Below are 23,831 nucleotides of genomic sequence, written 5' to 3'. Positions count from 1 at the left end.
ATTGAAAAAGGAGTGGAAAAATGAAAAATAAACAAAATTTCCAAAACATTTACCCGCTATCGCCTATGCAAGAAGGTATGTTGTTTCATCATTTAAGCGATAAAGATCAAGATTTTCAAGCGTACTGTGTCCAATCGGCTCTGAAAATTTCCGGTACGTTTAATTTTGACATTGCAGAAAATAGCCTAAATATTCTTGTAAGGCGTCATGATTTGTTACGAACAGTTTTTATTCATTCTAAGCTAAGCCGTCCTCGACAAGTTGTATTCAAAAATAGAGAGATGTTCATCCAAATGCATGACTATACTCATTTACAAGGGATTCATAAAGAGAAAGCTATCGAACAGTTCTTGGCGTCTGATTTAAAGGAAGGGTTTGATTTGGTAACTGGCCCTCTATTTCGGGTACAGGTACTGAGATTAAGCGAGCTTGAGCATATACTTGTTTTTACGAATCATCATATTATTTTGGATGGCTGGTGCTCTAGAGCGGTTTTAGAGGAATTCTTTGAGATATATGCTACGTTATTGCACCAGGAGCCGGTGAGAGAGAAGAAATCATTTTCTTTTAGTAAATATATTCAATGGATTGAAAATCAGGACAAAGATAAGGCTCATGCCTACTGGAGGGAAAATTTAAAAGGACTTGAGACAAATACAGAAATGCCGAGATTCTACAAGAAGGCAACAAAAAAAGGCTTTCAAAAAGGGGAGTTTTATCAAAAAATAAATGATGACTTGCTTCAAGGTCTTGAGCGGCTATCAAAGCAATATAAAATCACTGTCCATACTATATGTCAGACAGCTTGGGCTTTTTTGCTCAGTCATTACAACCAATCGAAAGATGTTGTATTTGGATCAGTTGTATCTGGAAGACCACCTGAATTAGAAGGCATTGAGCATGCTGTGGGATTATTTATCAATACCATTCCAGTCAGAATAAAGATGGAGCCTGAAATGTCTTTTGCACAGCTCCTGCAGAATGTACAAGAATCAAACTTGGAGTCTGAGCGCTATTCCTATTGCTCTCTGGCTGAACTTCAGAAAATGACAGAATTTAAGACAGACCTGTTCAGTCATTTGCTTGTTTTTCAGAATTATCCGTCTAATAATGCTTCAACAGAAGAGGAAGAAGAACTTTTTGGTTTTCGCATAGAAGAATTCCATGATACTGAGCAAACAAATTATGATTTTCATTTAACTATTGCTCCGAAGGAACAATACATCATTTTTCATTTTAATCGAAACGTATATGAAAATGATGAAATCCGTAATATAAGCAGACGATTTAGCCGTATATTAGAACAGGTTATTGAGGCACCCGATATGAGGATGTGTGAAATAGAGCTAATTGATGAAAAAGAAAAAAGACTTATAACTGAAACATTTCAAACGTCTAATTACAATAGGGGTGAAGACAATCTCACACTTCATGAACGCTTTGAACAGCAGGCAGCTTGGTTTCCTAATAAAACAGCTGTTTCATTCAATGGAGAATCGCTTACATATGAAACACTAAACAGTCGCGCTAACGAGCTTGCTAAAAAGCTTCGAGGACTTGGAGTACAAGCAAATGACTTAGTAGGTGTTATGCTGGAACGCTCTCACTCATTTATCATAGGCATTCTTGGTATTTTAAAAGCAGGAGCAGCATATGTCCCAATTGATCCAAATTATCCGCTGGAACGAATAGATTATATGATTCAAGATTCGAGAATATCCATTCTTATCACGGATCAAAAAAAGCATGCGGATATATTTCCTTCTATTATATATACAGGAAAAGTACTGATTATAGATGACATGTATAACGGTGACTATTGTGAAAATCTTCCTTCTATATCCTCTGTACAAGACCTTGCCTATGTCATTTATACATCAGGATCGACAGGAAAGCCAAAAGGAATTCTCACCAAACATGAAAATGTAATGAGAGTGGCTGTAAATACGAATTATGTAGATGTGACAAATGAGGATCGTATTCTACAATTATCTAACCCATCTTTTGATGGCTCGGTATTTGACATTTTCGCAGCATTATTGAACGGAGCAGAATTAATCCTTATTGACCCAAACATCATTCTGTCGCCAAGAGAACTTTCTACATTCTTAGTAGAACAAAAGATTACGACCATGTTTTTAACTACTGCTTTATTCAATGCAATCATTGCTGAAAATCCAGCCGCTTTTAATGGACTTCATACCGTTTTGTTCGGCGGTGAAAAGGTAACGGTTTCTTTTGTCGAGCAAGCCTTAAAGGAATCTGGATCTAACAAATTCATTCATGTGTATGGGCCGACGGAAAGCACTGTTTTTGCCGCTTTTTATCAGATTCAATCTATTGATAAAAGATTAGGGACTATTCCAATTGGAAAGCCGCTGAATGATACAGAGCTCATAATTTTAAACGAATATGGGCAACTTCAAGCAATCGGCCTGCCTGGTGAACTATGCATAGCTGGAAAAGCTCTTGCCAAAGGATATCTGAATCGGCCTGATTTAACCGACGAGAAGTTTGTCACACATCCGTTTAAAGAACAGGAGAGAATGTATAAAACTGGTGATTTGGTAAGGTGGCTTCCTGATGGAGCTATTGAATTTATGGGGCGAATTGATCGTCAGGTGAAAATCCGAGGTTTCCGTATTGAACCAGAAGAAGTAGCGGCCGAATTATTACTCGTCCCCAACATAAAAAAATCGTATGTTATGGAAAGAAAAAGCGAGCGAGATGAAACATATTTATGTGCTTATTATGTGTCTGATACCAAGAAAGAATCAAAGGAGATAAGGGACGCTTTGGCTAAACAGCTACCTGATTACATGCTGCCTTCCTTTTTCATTCCATTAAACGACCTTCCAATCACGCCGAACGGAAAAACTAATGAAAAAGAACTGCCAGCTCCTGAACTTATGTTAGATCAAGAGGAGGAATATATTGCACCTAGAACAACCGTAGAAAAAAAACTAGCAGAATTGTGGGAGCAGATTCTAGGGGTAACTCCTGTTAGTATTAGTACCCATTTCTTTGAAGTGGGAGGTCATTCACTCAAAGCGGTTTCTCTGATATCGGCCATTGAGAGAGAGTTATCGGTTAAATTGTCGATTAAAAAGATTTTTGAACATCCTTATTTAGAGGAAATGGCAATAATGATTGAACAGGAAAAAAATAGAGAAGTGCTTGGTATTCTCCCAGCTCCACCTCAGGACCATTATCCAGCTTCTGCCAATCAACAACGGATATATGCAGTCAGTCACTTACCGGGCGGGGAGCAGAGCTATAATATGCCATTCCTTTTAAAGGCTCCTCATACTTTACACATTGAGCGTGTTCAGAACACACTTAATATGCTTGTTGAGCGCCACGAAAGTCTAAGAACTTCCTTTGATATGGTTGGGGATGAGCTGGTACAGCGAATCCACTCTTCTGCCAATGTAGAAGTGATGAGAGAAAAAGTATGTGAAGGCGGGCTAGACAAACTTATGTCTAAATTGGTAAAACCATTCGACCTTCATCAGGCTCCACTGTTAAGAGCGGGAGTTTTTGAGTATCAAGGAGATTATCTGCTGTTTATTGATATGCATCACATCATATCAGATGGTCAATCAATTGAGATTTTTATACGGGAATTTATTGAATTGTATAAACACAATCAGCCACTGCCTCCTCTTGCGCTCCAATATAAGGATTATGCTGTTTGGGAAAAGCAGCATGAGATGGATGCGGATGTTTCCTATTGGGAGCAGCAGTTTAAGGATGATATTCCAGTTTTGACATTGCCTTTTGATGAGAAGCAGGCGAGTGGAACACAGCCAGAGGGTGGCTTTTATATCAGAACGCTTAATCAGGAAATAACAAATCAATTGAAAAAGTATGCTCTGCAACAGAATCAAACTCTCTTTTCACTATTATTGGGAATGTATCAGCTTTTGCTCTCTAAATATACAGGGCAGAAAGATTTAGTAGTCGGTACTCCTTCTGCTGGGAGAAATCATGCGATTTTTGATAAAACTGTTGGAATGTTTGTCAAAACATTACCTATTAGGACTCATTTACAGTCTGCACAGCCAGTAAATGAATTTTTCTCGAAAGTACAGGAGCATTGTTTTGCAGCCTTCGAATGTGATATGGATCCTGTAGAATGGATTATGAATCGAACTAGTATGACACGGAAGACAAATGGTACTCCTCTTATTCAAACCATGTTTTCGTTTCATCATGAGCAGGAAGAAATTGCTGCACAATGGGAGATACAAAACGTTTTCAATCCCAATGTACAATTTGATCTATCATTGGATGTGTTTGAACACAGTTCCCATTTAGACATCTATTTTGAATATAGTACAAGTTTATTCAGAAAAGAGACTATTGAACAGATGGCCCAAAATTTTGAATATCTTATCCAGACGGTGTTGGCCGATCCACATCAATTGATTGGCGAAATCGGGTTGCTTTCCCAGGAGGAACAAGCGCTATTGGCCAGCATGAATGATACTTTTGTACCGATGCCTTCCTACCAATCTATCTCGGCTCAATTTGAAAAGCAGGCTGAGGTGCGTCCTGAGGAAACAGCGGCTGTTTTTAGAGGAAGATCCCTCTCCTACGGAGAATTGAACAGCCGTGCCAATCAGCTAGCACATGCCCTCATACAACAAGGTGTTGGAACGGATATGTTGGTAGGCATCATGGTTCGCCCATCATTTGATCTACTCATCGGGATGCTGGGAATTTTAAAGGCGGGGGGAGCTTATGTGCCAATTGACCCTCAATATCCAGATAGCCGTATTGAGTACATGCTGAAAGACAGCGCTGTCTCTCTTTTGCTTACACAGTCGGTGCTGAAAGAAAGAACAGATTCATACTCAGGCAAAGTGATTTATTTGGATGAGGGGATGGAAGGAGAGCGTACAACGAATCCACCTTCAGTGGCAGAAGGGCATCATCTAGCCTATATGATTTATACCTCTGGATCAACTGGGGAGCCAAAAGGCGTCTTAATTGAACAGCACAGTGTACTGAATTTATGGCAATGGTTTGAAAGGACGTATCATGTGGCCCCTGGAGATGCCATTCTCCATATGACCAATTCTGCCTTTGATGTTAGTGTGGAGGAAACGTTGATTCCGCTCATGTCGGGAGCTGTTATCGTTATTGCGGAAGAACAAGTAGTGTTCCAAAAGGAAACGCTAATCGATTTCTTGAATGAGCACAAAGTCCGCATTGCACAATTCGTTCCGGCAACCTTACGTGCACTTTTAGCTGGACAAACGAAAAAAGCTAAGAATTTAGAAGTGGTCATCTGTGGTGGAGAAAAGTTGGATCCTCAATTGGCTAACCAAATTACATCGCAAGGGTACCATTTATACAATCATTATGGTCCAACCGAAGCTACGGTAGATACACTTGTATGGTCCTGTCCACCGGACAGAGGGATAATTAAATTGGGAGCGCCCATTGACAATACAAAAGTCTATGTTCTTGATGAAGATGGAAATCCCGTACCATCAGGCATTCCTGGTGAACTGTATATTGGTGGTGCAGGTATTGCAAGGGGCTATTTGAACCGGCCAGATCAGACGGATCGTGCTTTTGTACCCGATCCGTTCGAACAAAACGAGCGCCTCTATAAAACAGGTGACCTTGTCAAATGGCACTGCGATCAGACAATCGAATATCTTGGCAGACTGGACAAACAGGTCAAAATCCGGGGTATGAGGATTGAGCCGGGTGAAATTACAGCGAAGTTGGTGGAGTTGGATGAGATCGAGAATGGCTATGTGATGGCTCATCATGATGAGGAAGGACAAGTAAATCTATGTGCGTATATCGTGTGGAAGAAAGAGAGTGAACCGGAGAAAATAAGACGAAAGCTGGCCCAAACTCTACCAGAATATATGATTCCTATGCATTTCATGACATTAGATGAGTTGCCTTTAACGCCAAACGGAAAAGTAAATGAACAGCTGCTTCCAATACCTGAAAAAGAAACAGAGGAAGCATATGTATCGCCTTGCACAGAGACTGAAAAGACGCTCGTTTCCATTTGGCAGGAGGTACTGGATACAAGTCTAATTGGGAGAAATAGCCACTTCATTAAAGCTGGTGGACATTCCTTAAAAGCTATAGATTTGATGAACAAAATCAGAAAGCAACTATTTACAACAATTTCTTTACAGGATATTTTTGAATATCCCCTCTTAAAAGAGCTTGCTAATAAAATTGACAAAACGGGCCAAGCAAAAAGAGAAATCATATCAGTGGCTAAAGAGGCCGAAGAGTACCCGATGACCTCTGCACAAAAACGCATTTATGCAGTTAGTCATTTAATAGGTGCTGAAACAACCTATAATATGCCTATTGTTCTAACAGTGCCATTTAAGCTGGAAAAACAAAAGACAGAAAAAGTGATTAAAAGAATAATAGAACGTCATGAAAGTTTACGAACCTCTTTCCAGGTGAAAAATGGCGAAGCAGTACAGGTAGTTCATGCTAACTCTGATTTAGATATAGAAGAAGAAGTACTGAAAGCAGATGAGGTGCCTTCACGGATTTCTGCGTGGACTAAGCCTTTTAATTTGAAAAAAGCACCTCTCATGAGAGTAAAAATAGCGAAGGTAGACAATGGAGAGCATTTGCTGTTTTTAGATATGCATCACATAATTTGCGATGGTGTATCAATAGATATATTACTAAATGAATTCTCCTCACTGTATGCTGATGAAAAAGCTGAACTTCCTGTTGTACAGGTGCAGTATAAGGACTATGCAGTATGGAAGCAAAAACAAGATTACAGCCATTCGAATAATTATTGGGAATCTATTCTGGATGGTCAGCTACCTGTGTTGAATCTACCGACTGATTTTAGCAGGCCAAAGGTTCAACAGTTTGAAGGAGATTATATATCGATTTCAGTTGATCGAGAAGTGGGACGTGGTCTTCTAGAGAAGCTGCAAGAGCAGGAAATGACACCTTATGTTTTGTTCCTGGGATTGTATCAGATACTTCTTCATCGATATTCAGGTCAGAATGACATTCTAACAGGAACCCCGGTTTCAGGGAGAGGTCAAATGGGCCTAGAAAATACAATAGGTCTATTAATGAATACACTGCCCATTAGAACAGTTACAACACCACAGATGTCGATAGCTAGCTTTTTGGAGCAGGTGAAAAATCAGGTATATAGCATGATGAAATATGCTGATTATCCGCTCGATGAATTCATTGAACGTAAACAGATTAAAAGAAATCTAAATCGGAATTTATTATTTGACACAGTCTTTTCGTTTCATACAGAAGAGGAAGTTTCTTTATGGACACCACTTCAAACAGATCAAAAGACAGCGAAATTTGATTTGACATTTGAGGTCACTCAGTTAAACGACGAATTTCAAATCAGTATTGAATACAGTACAAACCTATTCCGTGTAGAGAATATTGATAGGATGGCTAGACACTACGTGGAGCTCGTTAAGCAATATCTGACGGGAACGGAGCAGTACTTATATGAAATTGATTTTCGTTTAGATGAAGAAAAACAATTAATTGAGCGTGTAAATGATACTGCTTATCCATTGTCGGTTGATCAGACGGTGTGCACCATGATGAAATTATGGACTGAACATCACCCTGATAGCGTAGCAGCGGTGCATCAAGATAAAATTTTAACCTATAAGGAATTAAACGAAAAGGCTAATGCAATTGCTGATTGGCTTGTGCAGCAAGGGATCAAAAAAGGTGAGATGATTGGAATTATGACAAATCCATCATTCAATATGCTTGCAGGAATTTTCGGTATTTTACAGGCTGGAGCAGTTTATGTACCTATAGACCCAGCATATCCTAAAAAACGGATTGACTATATCTTGAAAGACAGTGAAGTCACCTTCTTGCTGACTGAATCTGAGTATAAGAGGTTGCTAACAGGGTTTGAACAGGAAGTGGTCTTTTTGGATGTCCATCATTTTGAGAAAAATGGATTGTCCAATTCTATAACAGTACAAGGGCATGATGTAGCTTATATGATTTACACTTCCGGCTCTACAGGAAATCCAAAAGGTGTCATGATTGAGCATCGTTCATTAATGAATTTGGTTCAGTGGCATCAAAGGAGATTCCAATTAACAGAGGCCGATCGTTGTTTGAAATTTGCTGGTTTTGGATTTGATGCCTCTGTATGGGAGATATTCCCTAGTTTGTCTTATGGGGCATCTCTATACATCGTCGATGCTCATGTACGGCAGGACATATATCAGCTAAATGATTTTATTGAACGTCACCAAGTTACGATTGCATTTATGCCTACGGCCTATTACGAACAATTTTCTCATTTGACAAACAGCTCACTTCGCATCCTCTTAACTGGCGGTGAAGCGTTGAAAACCTGTAAATCCCATTCTTATAAACTTGTCAATAATTATGGACCAACAGAAAATACAGTCGTTTCCACAAGTAGTGTAATTGAAAGCGATTCTAACATAACTATTGGACTGCCAATTGATAATTGCCGGGTATACATTGTCAATGATCAATTTCAAGAGCAACCAATAGGAGTAACGGGAGAAATTTGCCTTGCAGGAGCTGGCCTAGCAAGAGGATACTGGAAACGTCTTGAAGAGACGAAAGAACGTTTTATACATCATCCGGTTTCAAAAGAACGTTTATATAGAACAGGAGATTATGGGCGATGGACATCAAATGGAACAATTGAATACATTGGAAGAGCGGATGAGCAAATCAACATACGCGGATATCGAGTCGAATTGCAGGAAATTATCCATGCTATAAAAATGTTGCCCGACATAAAGGACGTCTATCTTTTACAAAATAATATGGGTACTACAGCTGCAAGATTAATTGCTTACATTATATGTGATCAGCCATTTTTCGTTGACGAAATAAAAAGCCAGCTTTCAGAAAGGCTTCCAGATTATATGGTTCCTTCACAATTTATAAAGCTTGATCACTTCCCTTTAACTGAAAACGGAAAGATAGATAAAATAGCACTGCCAAAACCGATACAAGCAAAAAATGATGTAGAGCAGCAAATAGAGCCTAGAACGAAACTTGAAACCGAAATGAGAGAAATCTGGGGGGAAGTCCTAAATATACCTTCTACTTCTATAGGGATTCATGATGATTTCTTTGAACTTGGCGGAAATTCTATCAATATTTTAAAGATTCTTGCCTTAACGATGGATAAGGACTGGGATATATCGATTCAAGACTTTTTTGACGGAAAAACGATAGCTGCTATCTGTGATCAAACGGAAAGAGAAGAAAACCAAATCGATGATAGTGTATATGTCCGTCCAGCAGAGCTTTGTTTGATTGATGATAAAAGGTTGCATAGCAAAAGTGGCGTATTTTTGACCGGGGCAACAGGATTTTTAGGCATTCATTTGCTGGAAAGGTTACTACGTACAACACAGGGTCATATTTTCTGCTTAGTAAGGGGAAACAAGAAATATACAGCAGAAGAGTGGCTCAAACAAGTATTTTTACAATATTTTCCGAATGGTGTTGACTTAATAGAACAAGCATCAGACAGATTAAGTATTGTTGCCGGAGATTTAACAAAAGAACGATTCGGCTTAACCTATGATATATACGAAGATATTAAAAAACGGACAGAGCATATTTTTCATGCCGCGGCTAAAACGGACCACTTTGGACAGTTTAACGAATTCAAAGAGTTCAATATAAATGGCACAAAAAGAATATTGGAATTTGCAGGCGACAATAAAAAACTTCATTATATTTCGACTATGAGTGTAGCAGGTCATGTCGCAAAAGGTGAAGAGGAAAGAGTTTTTACTGAAGAAGACTTTTTCATTAAGCAGGAGATAGATGACAATGTTTATGTGAAAAGTAAATTTTTAGCTGAACATGAAGTCATACAGGCCGTTGCTCGTAAAGAGGTGAATGCAACTATTTATCGCATAGGGTTGATTACAGGGCGACATGTGGATGGATGCGTACAATTGAACTTGAGGAAGAATGCATTCGCAAATACACTTGAAACTATCTATCATCTAGGCGCTGTTTCAGAGGAAATTGTTGGTCAGTCATTAGATGTTTCACCAGTGGATTTATGTAGTGAAGCGATTTTAAAACTTGCCTCCTCCTATAGCAATAAACCTGTTTTTCACATTTATAATCCGTATAAAATTAATATACAGAAAATGTTTGATTTAGGAGGCATTGAAATAAATCAGGTGCCAGATCATGAGTATGAATTGCTAGTAGAATCCTATGCTAATGAAAAAAACTATCAAAAGATTTTAGGCTTTACTTATTATATTGTGAAGGAGAATGAGGCGTATCGTGCCGTAGTAAAAAGCAAATGTGATGTAACAGTTCACTATTTAAAACAATGCGGTTTTGAATGGCCAGAGCCTTCAGTTGGTTATATAAAGAAACTATTTTCAATGATGAGAGAAAAAGGATATTTTTTAGAAATGCATATAAAAAACATTTAATAGAATAGGTATTACCCTCACTTTTCTTATGAAAGGTGGGGGGATTGTTTTAAGGGGGAACGATAAAATGCTTATGTTAAAAGCAGAAGGGTGTAAAGCTACTAGAAATGAAAAAGTGATTTTTGAAAACGTTCATTTAGATATAGAAGAAAAGCAGAGAGTAGCCATTATTGGCAGTAATGGTGTTGGTAAAACGACATTGCTTAAAGCACTATTTGGTAAGGTGCAATTAGAAAAGGGAAAAATTATGAGAAGGTATCCTGCAGACGCTTGGGGATGGGTTGAACAGATGGAGGAACTAGCGGATGTGACTCTTTATGAATATGTTAGTTTGGTTCGTCCTGAGCTGGCAACTTATCAAAAGAAGATTGATGAGCTTCAAAAAAAGATGTCAATTGTAACAAAAGAAGAGCTGGAAGGCTTGATGGAGGAATATAATACATTTTATGAGCGTTTTATGGCAATGGATGGTTTTCAATTTCAAACGGAAATTGAAAAGCACCTTAGTCAATTACAGTTGCCTCCAGCAAGCTGGTACATGCCTTATAGTCAATTAAGTGGTGGAGAAAAAACTAGGGCGCAATTAGCTAGGACGATGCTCAAAAATCCAAAATTTTTAATTTTAGATGAACCAACCAATCATTTGGACAAAGATGCAATTGAATGGCTTACGAATTGGATTAAAGCCAGTGATACAACCGTATTGTTCGTTTCTCATGACAGACATTTTATTGATCAGGTGGCTGATGTAACGTATGAGTTGACAGCAGAAGGAACAAAAAAGTATAAAGGCGGTTATTCAGCATATAAAAAACAGAAGGATCACGAAATATTAACTCATCAGAAACTTTACGCCAAACAGGAACAAAAAAAGAAAGAGTTATTAGAGTCAATTAGCCGTTATAAGCAATGGTTCCAGCAAGCCCAAAAATCATCTGGAAAAGATGATTCTGCTGCGCAAAAAAACAATTTCTCATCGAGGGCAACGAAAAGCGCCTCACGATTTAAGGCGCTTGAAAAAGCATTAGATCGCCTTGAGAAAAATAAAATAGAAAAGTACAAAGAAGCAGATCGAGTGAAGCTTGATTTTCATGAAACAGCTTTTGGAGCCTCACGTCTTTTGCAAATACGTCAAATGACATTTGGATATGATGGTATTACTCTTTTTAAGGATTTTAACTTAGATGTGAAACGCTCCGAGAGATTGGCTGTAATTGGGCCAAATGGTTCCGGGAAAACTACTCTACTTCAGCTTATTTTAGGACGGAAGCAGCCGGAAGAAGGAATGGTACAGCTTCATCCTAGATGTAAGGTTGGTTATTTTTCACAAGAGCTTAGTGATCTGGACGGAAGTGATACAATATTGGATCATATTATGAAAATCCCTAATTTAACTCAGACAGAGGCAAGGACTATTCTCGGCTGTTTTCTTTTTAAAAGAGATAATGTGCTCAAAAAAATATCTCATTTAAGCATGGGTGAAAAATGTAGGGTCGCCTTTGTAAAATTATATTTCTCCGGCGCCGACTTACTCATTCTCGATGAACCGAATAATTATTTAGATATTGAGACGAGAGAGACGATTGAAGAGGCGCTTCAAGAATTTCCAGGTACGATAATTGCTGTTTCACATGACAAATATTTTTTGAGAAAAATTGCAGATAGAATACTAGATTTAGGAAGCACAAACAAAAGAGTATTTGAAGGCTCTTATTCTGATTATGAGCAGGAGAAAAAAAATAGAGAATTAAAATTAACAGTAGAAATGCAGAATGAACTTTTCTATTTGGAAATCAAGAGGCAGAATTACTTGGCAGATAGTCCTGTAAATGAAGAAGAGCAAGAGGAGCTTTTAGCAAAAATTTATGAAATTAACCAAAAAATCGATAAAATTAAAAAGCGGGCTTATAAGCAATTTTAAGTTATGTACATGCCTATTTCAGGTATAAAATTTTCAAATGAATTAATGTTGATAAATCTAATATATTTAAAGATAAATGATAATAGGAGAATGACATATGGTTTCAAAAATTAAGCTTTTTTGTTTTCATCATGCAGGTGGATCTTCGTCAGCTTACTACAATTGGAAGAATTATTTAAACAAGGGTATCGAGATTATCCCTATTGAATTAGCTGGAAGAGGGAAACGTTTAAAGGAGCCCGTATATACAAGTATGGAAGAAGTAGTATTAGATATTTACGATTTGATGAAACCTAATTTAGATGGTTCTCCATTTGCGATGTTTGGCCATAGTTTGGGAGCTTTATTAGTATATGAAATGATTCAGAAAATCCATGATGTCAAAGGAATAAGTCCAATACATGCATTTTTCTCAGGGCGACTACCTGTTCATACTATAGATCAGCAAAAGCGTTACACTTTACCAGATCAAGAACTAAAGAAATACATAGTAGACTTAGGGGGAATTCCATTAGAATTACAATCATATGATGAAATATTTGATATGTTTCTCCCAATCATTAGAGCAGACTTTAAACTAGTTGAAACTTATGAGCTTAAAGGAAAAATAAGTCCTTTTACATTTAATATTTCTATTCTATACGGTTACGATGATAAGCTAGTAGATAATCAAAGATTGATAGAGTGGGCTGATTATACTAGTAAACAATGCCACTTTTATGGATATCAGGGAGGGCACTTTTTTATTAATGATTTTACAGAAGAAGTTGTTAAAATAATAAATAAAACATTAAGTTCATCCGATTTTCAAAGTAAAATATTATAAATGAGACTTTAATATTTCTATGTTTTTTAACATTTTAGCCAAGAAGACTCCTTCTTCAAGGAGCGTGAAGGGTCAGTAGGTAGGAGAGAATTGGCTTCAAACAAGGGATGGCAGGAAGCCATCTTAATTGTTCGACATACAGAAAATGTTACTTCATTATATATCGAATGTACGTTTGGTGTATAATAGTTATATGCCGAAATGGAGGTGAATGAAATGATAATTAATAAAGCCTTTAAGTTTCGTATTTATCCAAATCAAACACAAGCAATTCTAATTAATAAAACGATAGGTTGTTCTCGCTTTGTATTCAATCATTTCCTATCCCTATGGGATCACACATATCAAGAAACTGGAAAAGGTTTAACATATGGTACATGCTCTGCCAAACTTCCTGCCATGAAGAAAGAGTTTGTTTGGCTCAAAGAAGTGGATAGTATTGCGATTCAGTCGACTGTTCGCAACCTTGCGGATGCGTATACACGATTTTTCAAAAAACAAAATAGTGCCCCGCGTTTCAAATCCAAGAAGAATAACGTACAATCTTATATCACAAAACAAACAAATGAAAACATTGCCGTTGTAGGAAACAAAATAAAATTGCCAAAACTAGGTCTTGTTCGATTTGCCAAAAGTCGTGAAATAACGGGACGTATTATAAATGCTACAGTTAGACGGAACCCTTCTGGTAGATATTTTGTGTCACTATTAGTTGAAACAGAAGTACAAGAACTTCCGAAAACACATTCTTACATTGGGGTAGATGTAGGGCTAAAAGATTTCGCCATTTTGTCAGATGAAACATCCTATGAAAATCTGAATTTTTTCTAATCATTAGAAGATAAGTTGGCGAAAGCACAGCGTGTCCTTTCTAGAAGAATGAAAGGATCTTCTCGTTGGAATAAACAACGAGTCAAAGTAGCTAGAATTCATGAATACATATCAAATGCTAGAAAAGATTACTTGGACAAAATCTCAACTGAAATCATCAAAAACCACGATGTTATCGGTATAGAGGATTTGCAAGTATCGAATATGTTAAAAAATCGTAAGTTAGCAAAAGCAATTAGTGAAGTATCTTGGTCACAGTTTCGAACCATGTTGGAATATAAAGCAAAATGGTATGGCAAACAAGTCATTGTCGTATCGAAAACATTTGCTTCCAGCCAATTATGTTCTTGTTGTGGATATCAAAACAAAGACGTTAAAAATCTAAACCTACGTAAATGGGACTGTCCTTCTTGTCGTACACACCATGATAGGGATATTAACGCAAGTATCAATATAAAGAATGAAGCAATAAAGCTTCTAACCGCAAGGACTGCGGGGTTAGCCTAATCAATTAGAGTTCGATAGAACTCTTTACTTAGGAATCCCCCTACTTTCACTTCTAAACGAAGTGAAAGTAGGGGGAGTTCAAAGGGGAATTATCAGAAAAACACCAAAAAGGGAATGACTTCTCTTGTTTCTTCTCCAATTTTTTTCGTAGTTTTACACGTTGGTACCCGCACATCTATTAAAGAAACTTAAAAGGTTTATAAAGGTGGTGGAATTTAAATGATAGAAGTATATATTGTAAGAATTCCTAATAAAATAGAAACTAGATTATTTAAACAATTACTAGGTTATGTTTCTAATGAAAAGCGAAAAAAGATTGAAAACTTTCACAGGAAAGAAGATAGTTATAGGGGGCTTATCGCGGACCTTCTTGTTAGAAGTTTGATTATACGAAAATATAGTATTTCAAATGAAGAAATTGAATTCAAAAATAATCTTTACGGAAAGCCGTATTTACATAATTTTTCTAATTTCGAATTTAATGTTTCTCATTCGGGTGATTGGGTTGTTTGTGCTGTAGATAAATTTTCAATTGGTATAGATGTTGAATTGATAAAGCCAATTGAATTCGATATAGCAAAAAGCTTCTTTGCAGAAGTAGAATATAATGATTTGCTTTCTATAGATCCACTAAGACAACTAGATTATTTTTATGATCTTTGGACTATAAAGGAAAGTTATGTAAAAGCTTTAGGAGAAGGATTAACAATTTCTCTGAATTCCTTTTTAGTTAAAAAACAGGATTTTAAACAAATTGAAATAATAAAATATAATAAAAAAACCCCATATTTTGTTAAACAATATGATATTGATGATCGGTATAAGTTATCAGTATGCGCTATGCATAATAGCTTTTCTGCTAATCCTCAACATGTTAATTTTTTTAGCATAGTGAAAGAAATACTGGGTAAAAAGGTATTATTTTAGTAGCAGGTGATCAATTGGATTATATGAATGTAAGTATCAAACCATACTCACCTACAACTGTTTTATAATTATTAATTTTGTATATAAAATTAATAAGATTTATGATATGATGAAAGTATCAAAATACTTCTAAATCTATCTTGCAAAAGGACACACCTACGCATACATATGCCATCGGTGTGTCCTTTTTTGTTTTCTATAAGTTTCTGAAAAAAGAGCGGGAACGGGAATTGTTTATAAGTAACATATCAACAATCAATGTATCTTTTGGGAATGTGGAGAAGCAGAATAAGGGATGTGAGATACCAACATGCGCCAAATGTAAAAAGCAATCATTTAGGGTTACGTTTAAAGAACATCTAAAAAAGTGGGTTCCATTTTGTCTATGGTGTGCTTATAAGGAAATGAATCCAGCAAATATCCCTATAAAGATAAGCTTTTAAAGGAGTAATTAATGAAAACATCAACAACTTATATTATTTATAATTTATTTAGCTGTATTTTTCGAAACAGGTTCGTAGTTCTTTATCCCTATATTTATCTATTGGCTTTATGGCGCATTTCATCATGGGGAAAATCACTTCACGCTAAAGTGCAATTATGTGTTTTTCTGGGTCTATCATTCTTACATTTTGCCTTATGGTTATTATGGTATTTAGGGTGATAGTGTGCTTTACAAGCTAGAATTAGTAGGATAATACATTAAGAAGTCTTGGAATAAGGTTATCTGGATTACACCTTACTTTTTGACATGACTGTATGCAGCAGTTCGACACAAATAAATGATTCAAAGTCGGACGGAATCCTACACAAAGGAATACAAAAGCACGCAGAAGGGAAAGGTATTGTTGACATTTCAGAAACTTAAAGGGTATGTGGATGAAGAGAAACATCATTATAACCGTAATGATACGGCCTAGCACCCTAATCTATTGCAATATAAATATTCGTACAAAATGGAGGTTTTTTGAATGAATGAAAACAAAAGAAACATGCTCTTATCCTTTATCATTTCAATTTTATTTATTTTCGCGAGTTTATTACCTTTTAGTAGTAATGAATGTGTGTATGTTATCTTCAAAATTGGTGCTGCAGCTGGTGTAATAAATATTGTAATGATGAGCGTCTTCTTTTATTTTCAAATCAAAAAAACGGGACATTTATTAAATTAGTAAAGTGAGATTTAATAGTTTCCATACCTTTTTCTTTTTAATAAGGGCATGGAAAACCGAAAAGGAGCGCAAAAGGTGAGTCAAGTACCTGGATTTTTGAAGTTTGTTTTAGTGAAAGAAAGACGGTATGTATATTTAGCGGTAGCAAAAAAGAAAAACAAAAGAGTACATACACATATTGTATATAGATTTGGTCCGTTAGAAAAAGCACTAGAAACCATGTATGTAATGCGTGATGATTTTGAGAATCTTTTCCCTTTAGAATTAAAAGAGAAGGGTTATGATTGGGAAGATATCAACGATTGGATACTTTCTATTGAAACAGGGTACTCCAAATACGGAAATAAACTAGTCATATATTAACAAACGTTTTACATTCTAAATAAGACAGGTGAGGGGAATATAGGATGTCAATCATTCGAAAGTATCAAATTGAAATTGCTTGGATGATAGCTACTAGTGCAACGGTCATAAGTTTGGTTTTTAGTGAATGGATGAAGCTGCCTCCATGTGATTTGTGCTGGTATCAAAGGATGGCCATGTATCCATTAGTATTAATATTAGGTATAGGTATCTATAGAAAAGATCCATACGTAAGTACATATGCATTTCCATTTGCATGTATTGGCCTATTAGTAGCCGTTTATCAAATCACGATTCAGGCTTTTCCTACAAGTGAATTGAAGATGTGTTCAGTAGGCGTTTCTTGTACGGAAGATTACTTGAATTTGTTTGGCTTCATCTCGATCCCTATGCTATCTTTTGTTGGATTTTTAGCCATCATAATACTTCTTTATACAAAAAACCACAAAGATAAAGAAGAGCAAATGGCTCAGTGATTATGAACTATATTTACTTGTACAATTTTAAAACGCTCATAAATTGATATTAAAAATAATAAAGAAGGTAGAAAAGGAGAAATAAAATATGACAGAAATGCAAATAAGTAAAGAAATGCACAAAATTCCAGAGGCGGATGTAGAATTATTGAAGATTATGGCTCATCCAGTTAGATTACAAATTGTGAAAGAATTAGAATATCGTAAAGTTTGTAATGTGACACAGTTAACGGAGCTATTAGGAGTGCCTCAATCGACTGTATCTCAGCATTTATCTAAGATGCGTGGGAAGATTATTCGTTCGGAAAGAAGAGGGTTAGAGATGTACTATCATATTGTAAATTCCAAAGCATGCCAGATTGTTAGTGTGCTTGGTTTATAAATAACTTAAGTTAAATAGTAGGTTACGAGAATAAAAATAAAACAAGGGCAGCTATGCCAGGCTGCCCTTGTTTTAATTGTGATTTTGCATATATTTCTGCGCATTTAGTATAGCAAACATTATTTTTTTCTATCAAATAAAAAGAGCCTGTATGTACAGGCCAAAATTATGTATGAAAAAGAAATCATGATACTCGATCTCTTTTTCATACAAGGGTTAGAGATAAGTTGCTATTCGACTCATACTCATTTTATGTTTAATACTTAGAATGTTCAATCTAATTATTTGTTTCTCAATATGTTTTGTTTGTTTTTATATTATAATATACTTAATTCTTTTTATTTATGTATCTCTATATATATATCTTCCTGGGGTGAATCCTTTTAATAAGGATTCCTTTTTTATTGTTTCATACAATAATATAATTCAAATTTAATTTTAAAGTGGAGTATATTAATGATGAAACATCAATACTTACGGTAGTTTATACGGCAACTGTTGAAATCGCTTGCTTATATAGGAATTGTTGTTTTCCCTTGCTAGAGATTAGCACTGAAAATTTATCCACACCAATAATGATTCCAGGTATTCTAACTCCGTTGATTAGGATAATATTTACTATTCTTTGTTCCTCAATTAATTTCTTATAAAAATCGTCTTGTGTATACATTAATAGTTTCCTCCTCTCTTTAAATATTCTAATCTTTTTAAATTCTTCTTATCAATATAAAAGGAATGGAGTAATTATAACATTTCTAGGATGGATTTTTATAAAAAATAAAAGCCCTTACAATGAAGTAATGAACTGTACCCCAAATCATGGATAATTAAAAAAGTCCCACGATTTGGGTTTTTTTGTATTTTTACCAAAAACCCTCGTTAAAGAAGAGAATTTTTAGAATAAAAGTAAACATATTCTTTATATTCAGTAATGGTCATTGAATTTAATGCAAGTAAGTGGCGAACACCAACAAGGTGTAGCAATTGTTAGGGCGCTATCTTGCTATGTTGTTTTATTTATTGCTGATGAACCACAGCAAATAAAATTATTGAGTGTTCCAGGAACTCGCGCATAAAGAAGTTAATTGTGTAATCGTTGTTACGAATTCTCAAGAAGTTTTAAAAAATCAACTGAGTAGTTTGTTTAAGTGAATAGAAGTTAGAATAGTTAAGGAAAAGGATACTTTCGTTCTTAATTAACATAATTTTCAAAAATAAAATCTACGGATGTTATATATTATAGTTGTCAAAGTACTACCCCTGTAGTTTCTATGATGAATCGGTAAGATAGTTTGTTTGTCCCATATATTCACCTGATACAAAAAACTTGTAGAGATTCCTGCAAGTTCTTTTTTTAAGGATTAAATGTGGATTTGAAATAAAGTAACGATTTTTTGAGGGGAGAAAAGTAAATGTTTATAGAAGCAGAAAGATTACTAATACGAAAATTTGAATCCAAGGATTGGGAAGCTGTTCATGAGTATACATCAGATAGCAATGTTATGAAATACATACCTGAAGGGGTTTTTACTGAAGAAGATACAAGGAACTTTGTAAATAAAAATATGGGTGAAAATGCTAAGAACTTTCCTGTGATACTAATAGATGAAAATATCCTGATTGGTCATATTGTTTTTCATAAATATTTTGGTGAGCATACTTATGAGATTGGTTGGGTATTCAATCCTAAATATTTCAATAAAGGATATGCTTCTGAAGCAGCACAAGCTACATTGAAATATGGGTTTAAAGAAATGAAATTACATAGAATTATAGCTACATGTCAGCCAGAAAATACTCCATCATATCGGGTGATGGAGAAAATTGGAATGATGAGAGAAGGCTATTTCAGGAAGTGTATACCCCATGGAAATGAATGGTGGGATGAATATTATTACGCTATTTTAGAAGAAGAGTAGTGTTTCAGATTGCATTATTTAAATCAAAATCACAATTTAAAGTGTGATTTTGATTTTTGAGAATTGCTTGATATATAAAATTATTAAAATGTGGGCGGTGCGTCTGAAAAGTTTAATTTATCCAATTAGGGGAGTTTTTATTTGAATAATCATTGGTTAGATACACATTATTTTATTCCATATGCTGATTGTATTGATAATTAAATTTAATGTACTGGCGCGCTGCAATTGATCTTGTAGTTCTCAACTTCGAAAATCCAAGTATATTCCAAAAAATTACGTGTGCTAAGGCATTCGTAGCTTTTCATATATTCAATCTTCGTAGAATCCGTCAGCGTAAGGTTTCGCAAAAAATATAATCTAGGATAAACAGTGTTTTCCAATACGTTCCTTTGTGCTGTTATAAGACTGTTTTGCCGGGAGTAAGAGTCCGTTTTGCTCATGACAATGGAAGCTGATGCTGTTTCTTTGCGAATAGAGTATACCAAATGTTTTCTGTGCTTTTTGGTTCTTGTTTAATATTTTAAGATTTGTATTGAAAATTTAAAGTCTTGGAAGTATCATATACATATTCAAAGATTTGAAGATGTATATGATACTTCTGTGTTTTTAATCAAAAATAAGTAGGTGTTTTTATGGGAAATGAAATGCAACAATTTAAAGCAGATTTTTTTAAAGCCTTATCACATCCATTACGAATAGGTATTCTAGAACTATTGTCAGAGGGTGAAAGAAGTGTAAATGAAATTCAAACTATCCTTAACAAGGAAGGTTCAGCCGTTTCTCAACAATTAAGTGTGCTACGTTCAAAAAACATTGTTGTTGGTACTAAAGATGGAAAACGAGTTTTATATTCTCTACGAGACCCTATGATTGTGGATTTACTGTTAGTTGCACGTAAAATTTTTAACAACCATTTAATCGATACAATTTCAATGTTAGAAGAGCTAGATGAAGCAGAATGTGAAACCATGATAAAGGAGGGATAGGTTGAGCATTGACGTTAATAAAGAAGATATCATTCAACATGGGATTGAAGTATTTCGCTCAATAGGAGCTCATCATGTTTGTAATGTTTGTATTAAAAGTGGGCATTCTTGTTGTTTTTCATGCTAGCATCTACAGGATGGAGTTGGATGTCAAAAGAGAAATACAGCTTGTACAGCTTGGTTATGCGGGATTCAAAGTTTTTTATTTGATCAAATAGGGTTACTGGACGAATGGAATCATTTCTGGAGTGGAATTCCAGGGCAAATGTTCCGTAGAGATCGTACCCCAGATAACGTAAAAATTAAATCTTTTATAGATATGAAAAATCTAGATAGTCGAGGTGGTTTACTTTTAGTAGAAAGGTTAAATTCCTATATACAAGAAGGTGGAGATATAGGTAAATTAGAACGTCATTTAAGTAAAACATATAACCAATATTAGGATAACTCTCTCGTGTAAAGAGATAAAAAGCGTCTGTATGAGAGTATGAGAAATGCATTTGTAATTCAAATTTATCAAAAGAAAATATTCTTTCAGCATAAGTAAGATTTATTAAAAATAGAAAAGAAGGGTTTGTAATGAGAGGGTTATTTACGGGAAGGTTTGAAGGATACTCATTGGGACATTTTCAAAAGGATCTTCTTTCTGGAATGATTGTTGGAGTTGTCGCGATTCCACTTGCTATGTCCTTTGCTATAGCTTCTGGCGTTAAGCCGGAGTATGGGATTTATACAACATGTATTGCTGGGATACTCATTTCACTATTTGGTGGTTCGAAGTATCAAATTGGAGGGCCTACAGGTGCTTTTGTTCCGATTCTTTTAGGGATTGTAATTACCTATGGGTATGAAAATTTACTGCTTGCTGGTTTATTAGCCGGAATCATCTTATGCCTTATGGGGATTTTTAAACTAGGATCTTTGATTAAGTTTATCCCACGTCCTGTAACAATTGGCTTTACGTCAGGTATTGCTGTTATTATCTTTACGGGACAAATTGCTAGTTTCTTAGGTCTAACAGGTATAAAAAAGCATGAGGAATTTTCAGCGAATCTAAAGGAAATCTTTACGCATATCAATACTACCAATTTTTATTGTGTTATAACTGCTTTGATTTGCTTTTTTGTTATACTCATCACACCAAAGATTTTGCCAAAAGTACCAGGTTCATTAGTGGGTGTTGTTATTTCAACTGTAATTGCAACTGTATTTTTCTCAGGTCAGGTACCTACTATTGGTACAGCATATGGTACGATTCCAAATACACTTCCTCAGTTTGATATACCAGAAATCACATTAGAACGTATAAAACAGTTAATTGGTCCTGCATTTGTTATTGCGATGCTCGGTGGAATTGAATCTCTTTTATCCGCTGTCGTGGCAGATGGGATGACTAATAGTAAACATAACAGCAACAAAGAGCTTATCGGTCAGGGAGTTGCTAATATTGTAACCCCGTTATTTGGTGGAATTCCTGCAACTGGAGCAATTGCCCGTACAGCAACTAATATTAAGAGTGGGGCTGTATCTCCGCTGTCGGGTGTTATTCATGGGGGATTTGTGTTATTTACACTTTTACTGTTAGCTCCATATGCTTCACATATTCCTCTTGCTAGTATGGCTCCCATTTTAATGGTGGTAGCTTGGAATATGAGCGAACAAAAACATTTTTATCACATACTTAAAATGAAGACAGGAGACTCTCTTGTATTACTGATAACATTTTTACTTACTGTATTTACTAGTTTAACGACAGCTGTGGAAATTGGTCTTATTTTAGCTATTATTTTGTTTACAAAACGTATGAGTAATATGCTTGTCATAACAAAAGTGCTTCCTGATCATACAAAAAGGAATGAAAAATTGTTACCACATGTGGTAAATAAAGCTCATGACTGCCCACAAATTAGTATTTACACAATAGAAGGGCCATTATTCTTTGGGGCTGCTCAAACATTTGAACATAATATTTTAACGACTATTAATTATAAACCAAAAGTTCTAATTTTGCGTATGGGAAAAGTTCCTTTTATTGATATCACAGGAGAGTCTTACTTTAGGAATATCGTTCAGCATTTTAAACAACAAGGTGGCATACTTCTTATTTCAGGAATTCAATCAGAACTAAAAGTAACACTAGATAAGAGTGGATTGTATGCTGAGATTGGGAAAGAAAACTTTTTTGATCATACTGGGGAAGCAATTAATTGTGCTTTAGGACATTTGAATACAAAAAAATGTATAGGATGTAAGCATTTCGCATTTCATGAGTGTACCGGGCTTTCTCAGCAATCCCAGGAAGTGAATACAATAAAGAATAAGACAAATGCATTAGATTTTTAAAAAATTCACTTCACATACAAATTTTGTTTGGTTCACCCTTCTAATCCTTTTATAAAAATAGAGAAGGAGAAAGTTTACTTTGGCGAATGCGGAGAATATTTTCCTTACGTTTAAACGCAAAATGAATTAAATAAACGGTATCAATCATATATATTCCCTTTCCATAATAAATACCAGATTTGTAATTACATATGTTTCGGGGAACAACTATCTGTTATGCCTTAATAACTATTATACAAAGACCAGGCATAATTTTGTAATGATGATGGGATAGATTTTTAAAAAATTGTTAAAAAATAGAAGTCTATGAAGAAGTTTAATATAAATTATAGTTATAGAGGAGAAAAAATAATGTCTGAATTTAAAGATCAAGTGTTAAATGTGTTAGAAGAAGTATGTGAAAATGATATCGTAAAAGAGAACCCAGATGTGCAATTATTTGAAGAAGGAATTCTAGATTCTTTTGCTACAGTATCTTTATTAGTAGAATTTCAAGACCGTTTAAACATCGAAGTTTCTATTTCTGACTTTGACCGTGACGAATGGGCGACACCGAACATGATTATTAAGAAATTGAAAGCTATGGGATGAAAATAGATGTTTGAGATACAGATAAGAACCACTTTTCAAAATTAAAGTTCATAATTGCTATTCTTATGAAGTTGTAAACAGATATTTTAAAAAATACTTATTAGAATGA

General features: G+C 35.3%; 13 protein-coding genes and 3 pseudogenes. 15 read left to right on the top strand and 1 reads right to left on the bottom strand.

What is annotated here, in order from left to right; translation table 11 throughout:
- Nucleotides 1-20: 20 nt before the first annotated feature.
- The 9 genes and pseudogenes from MKO96_RS15860 (at nt 21) to MKO96_RS15820 (ending at nt 17,880) form a co-directional block, all read left to right on the top strand.
- A complete protein-coding gene (locus MKO96_RS15860; protein ID WP_240588041.1) occupies nt 21-10,475 on the top strand; it encodes a non-ribosomal peptide synthetase in 10,455 nt (3,484 codons plus the stop codon).
- 67 nt (nt 10,476-10,542) lie between these two features.
- Complete coding sequence (abc-f, locus tag MKO96_RS15855) at nt 10,543-12,396, top strand: ribosomal protection-like ABC-F family protein (RefSeq protein ID WP_176553826.1); 1,854 nt, start codon at nt 10,543-10,545, stop codon at nt 12,394-12,396.
- Nucleotides 12,397-12,493: 97 nt separating this feature from the next.
- A complete protein-coding gene (locus MKO96_RS15850) occupies nt 12,494-13,222 on the top strand; it encodes a thioesterase II family protein (RefSeq protein ID WP_240588040.1) in 729 nt (242 codons plus the stop codon).
- Nucleotides 13,223-13,438: 216 nt separating this feature from the next.
- Nucleotides 13,439-14,560: pseudogene (gene tnpB / locus MKO96_RS15845) on the top strand (IS200/IS605 family element RNA-guided endonuclease TnpB).
- A gap of 219 nt (nt 14,561-14,779) precedes the next feature.
- Nucleotides 14,780-15,487 (top strand): 4'-phosphopantetheinyl transferase family protein, encoded by a 708-nt coding sequence (locus tag MKO96_RS15840; RefSeq protein WP_240588039.1) that lies wholly within the window; start codon nt 14,780-14,782, stop codon nt 15,485-15,487.
- 971 nt (nt 15,488-16,458) lie between these two features.
- The gene (locus MKO96_RS15835; protein WP_088083729.1) at nt 16,459-16,659 is read left to right on the top strand and encodes a hypothetical protein; all 201 of its coding nucleotides are present in this window, start codon (nt 16,459-16,461) and stop codon (nt 16,657-16,659) included.
- Between the two features lie 75 nt (nt 16,660-16,734).
- The gene (locus MKO96_RS15830; RefSeq protein ID WP_240588038.1) at nt 16,735-17,022 is read left to right on the top strand and encodes a hypothetical protein; all 288 of its coding nucleotides are present in this window, start codon (nt 16,735-16,737) and stop codon (nt 17,020-17,022) included.
- A gap of 44 nt (nt 17,023-17,066) precedes the next feature.
- Entirely contained in the window at nt 17,067-17,498 is a 432-nt protein-coding gene (locus tag MKO96_RS15825; protein WP_240588037.1) for a disulfide bond formation protein B, read from the top strand.
- Nucleotides 17,499-17,586: 88 nt separating this feature from the next.
- The gene (locus MKO96_RS15820) at nt 17,587-17,880 is read left to right on the top strand and encodes an ArsR/SmtB family transcription factor (RefSeq protein ID WP_240588036.1); all 294 of its coding nucleotides are present in this window, start codon (nt 17,587-17,589) and stop codon (nt 17,878-17,880) included.
- 484 nt (nt 17,881-18,364) lie between these two features.
- On the opposite strand, the gene hfq is transcribed toward MKO96_RS15820, so the two are convergent.
- Entirely contained in the window at nt 18,365-18,550 is a 186-nt protein-coding gene (gene hfq, locus MKO96_RS15815) for an RNA chaperone Hfq (RefSeq protein WP_240588035.1), read from the bottom strand.
- Between the two features lie 271 nt (nt 18,551-18,821).
- Here hfq and MKO96_RS15810 point away from each other — a divergent pair.
- The 6 genes and pseudogenes from MKO96_RS15810 to dltC form a co-directional block, all read left to right on the top strand.
- Nucleotides 18,822-19,032 (top strand): annotated as a pseudogene (locus MKO96_RS15810) (ABC transporter ATP-binding protein); the annotation flags it as partial.
- A gap of 260 nt (nt 19,033-19,292) precedes the next feature.
- Complete coding sequence (locus MKO96_RS15805; protein WP_046955297.1) at nt 19,293-19,799, top strand: GNAT family N-acetyltransferase; 507 nt, start codon at nt 19,293-19,295, stop codon at nt 19,797-19,799.
- Nucleotides 19,800-20,434: 635 nt separating this feature from the next.
- Complete coding sequence (locus MKO96_RS15800; protein WP_016135900.1) at nt 20,435-20,788, top strand: ArsR/SmtB family transcription factor; 354 nt, start codon at nt 20,435-20,437, stop codon at nt 20,786-20,788.
- A gap of 1 nt (nt 20,789) precedes the next feature.
- Nucleotides 20,790-21,230, top strand: a pseudogene (locus MKO96_RS15795) (DNA mismatch repair protein).
- Between the two features lie 137 nt (nt 21,231-21,367).
- On the top strand, nt 21,368-23,131 hold the full coding sequence (locus MKO96_RS15790) for a SulP family inorganic anion transporter (protein WP_240588034.1): 1,764 nt from the start codon (nt 21,368-21,370) through the stop codon (nt 23,129-23,131).
- Between the two features lie 351 nt (nt 23,132-23,482).
- A complete protein-coding gene (gene dltC / locus MKO96_RS15785; protein ID WP_046955295.1) occupies nt 23,483-23,722 on the top strand; it encodes a D-alanine--poly(phosphoribitol) ligase subunit DltC in 240 nt (79 codons plus the stop codon).
- Nucleotides 23,723-23,831: the final 109 nt, after the last annotated feature.

It is taken from the genome of Bacillus sp. ES1-5 (assembly GCF_022487605.1).
In the GTDB taxonomy this organism is placed as follows: Bacteria; Bacillota; Bacilli; order Bacillales; family Bacillaceae_G; genus Bacillus_A; species Bacillus_A wiedmannii.
This window is presented reverse-complemented; position numbering and strand designations above follow the sequence as displayed.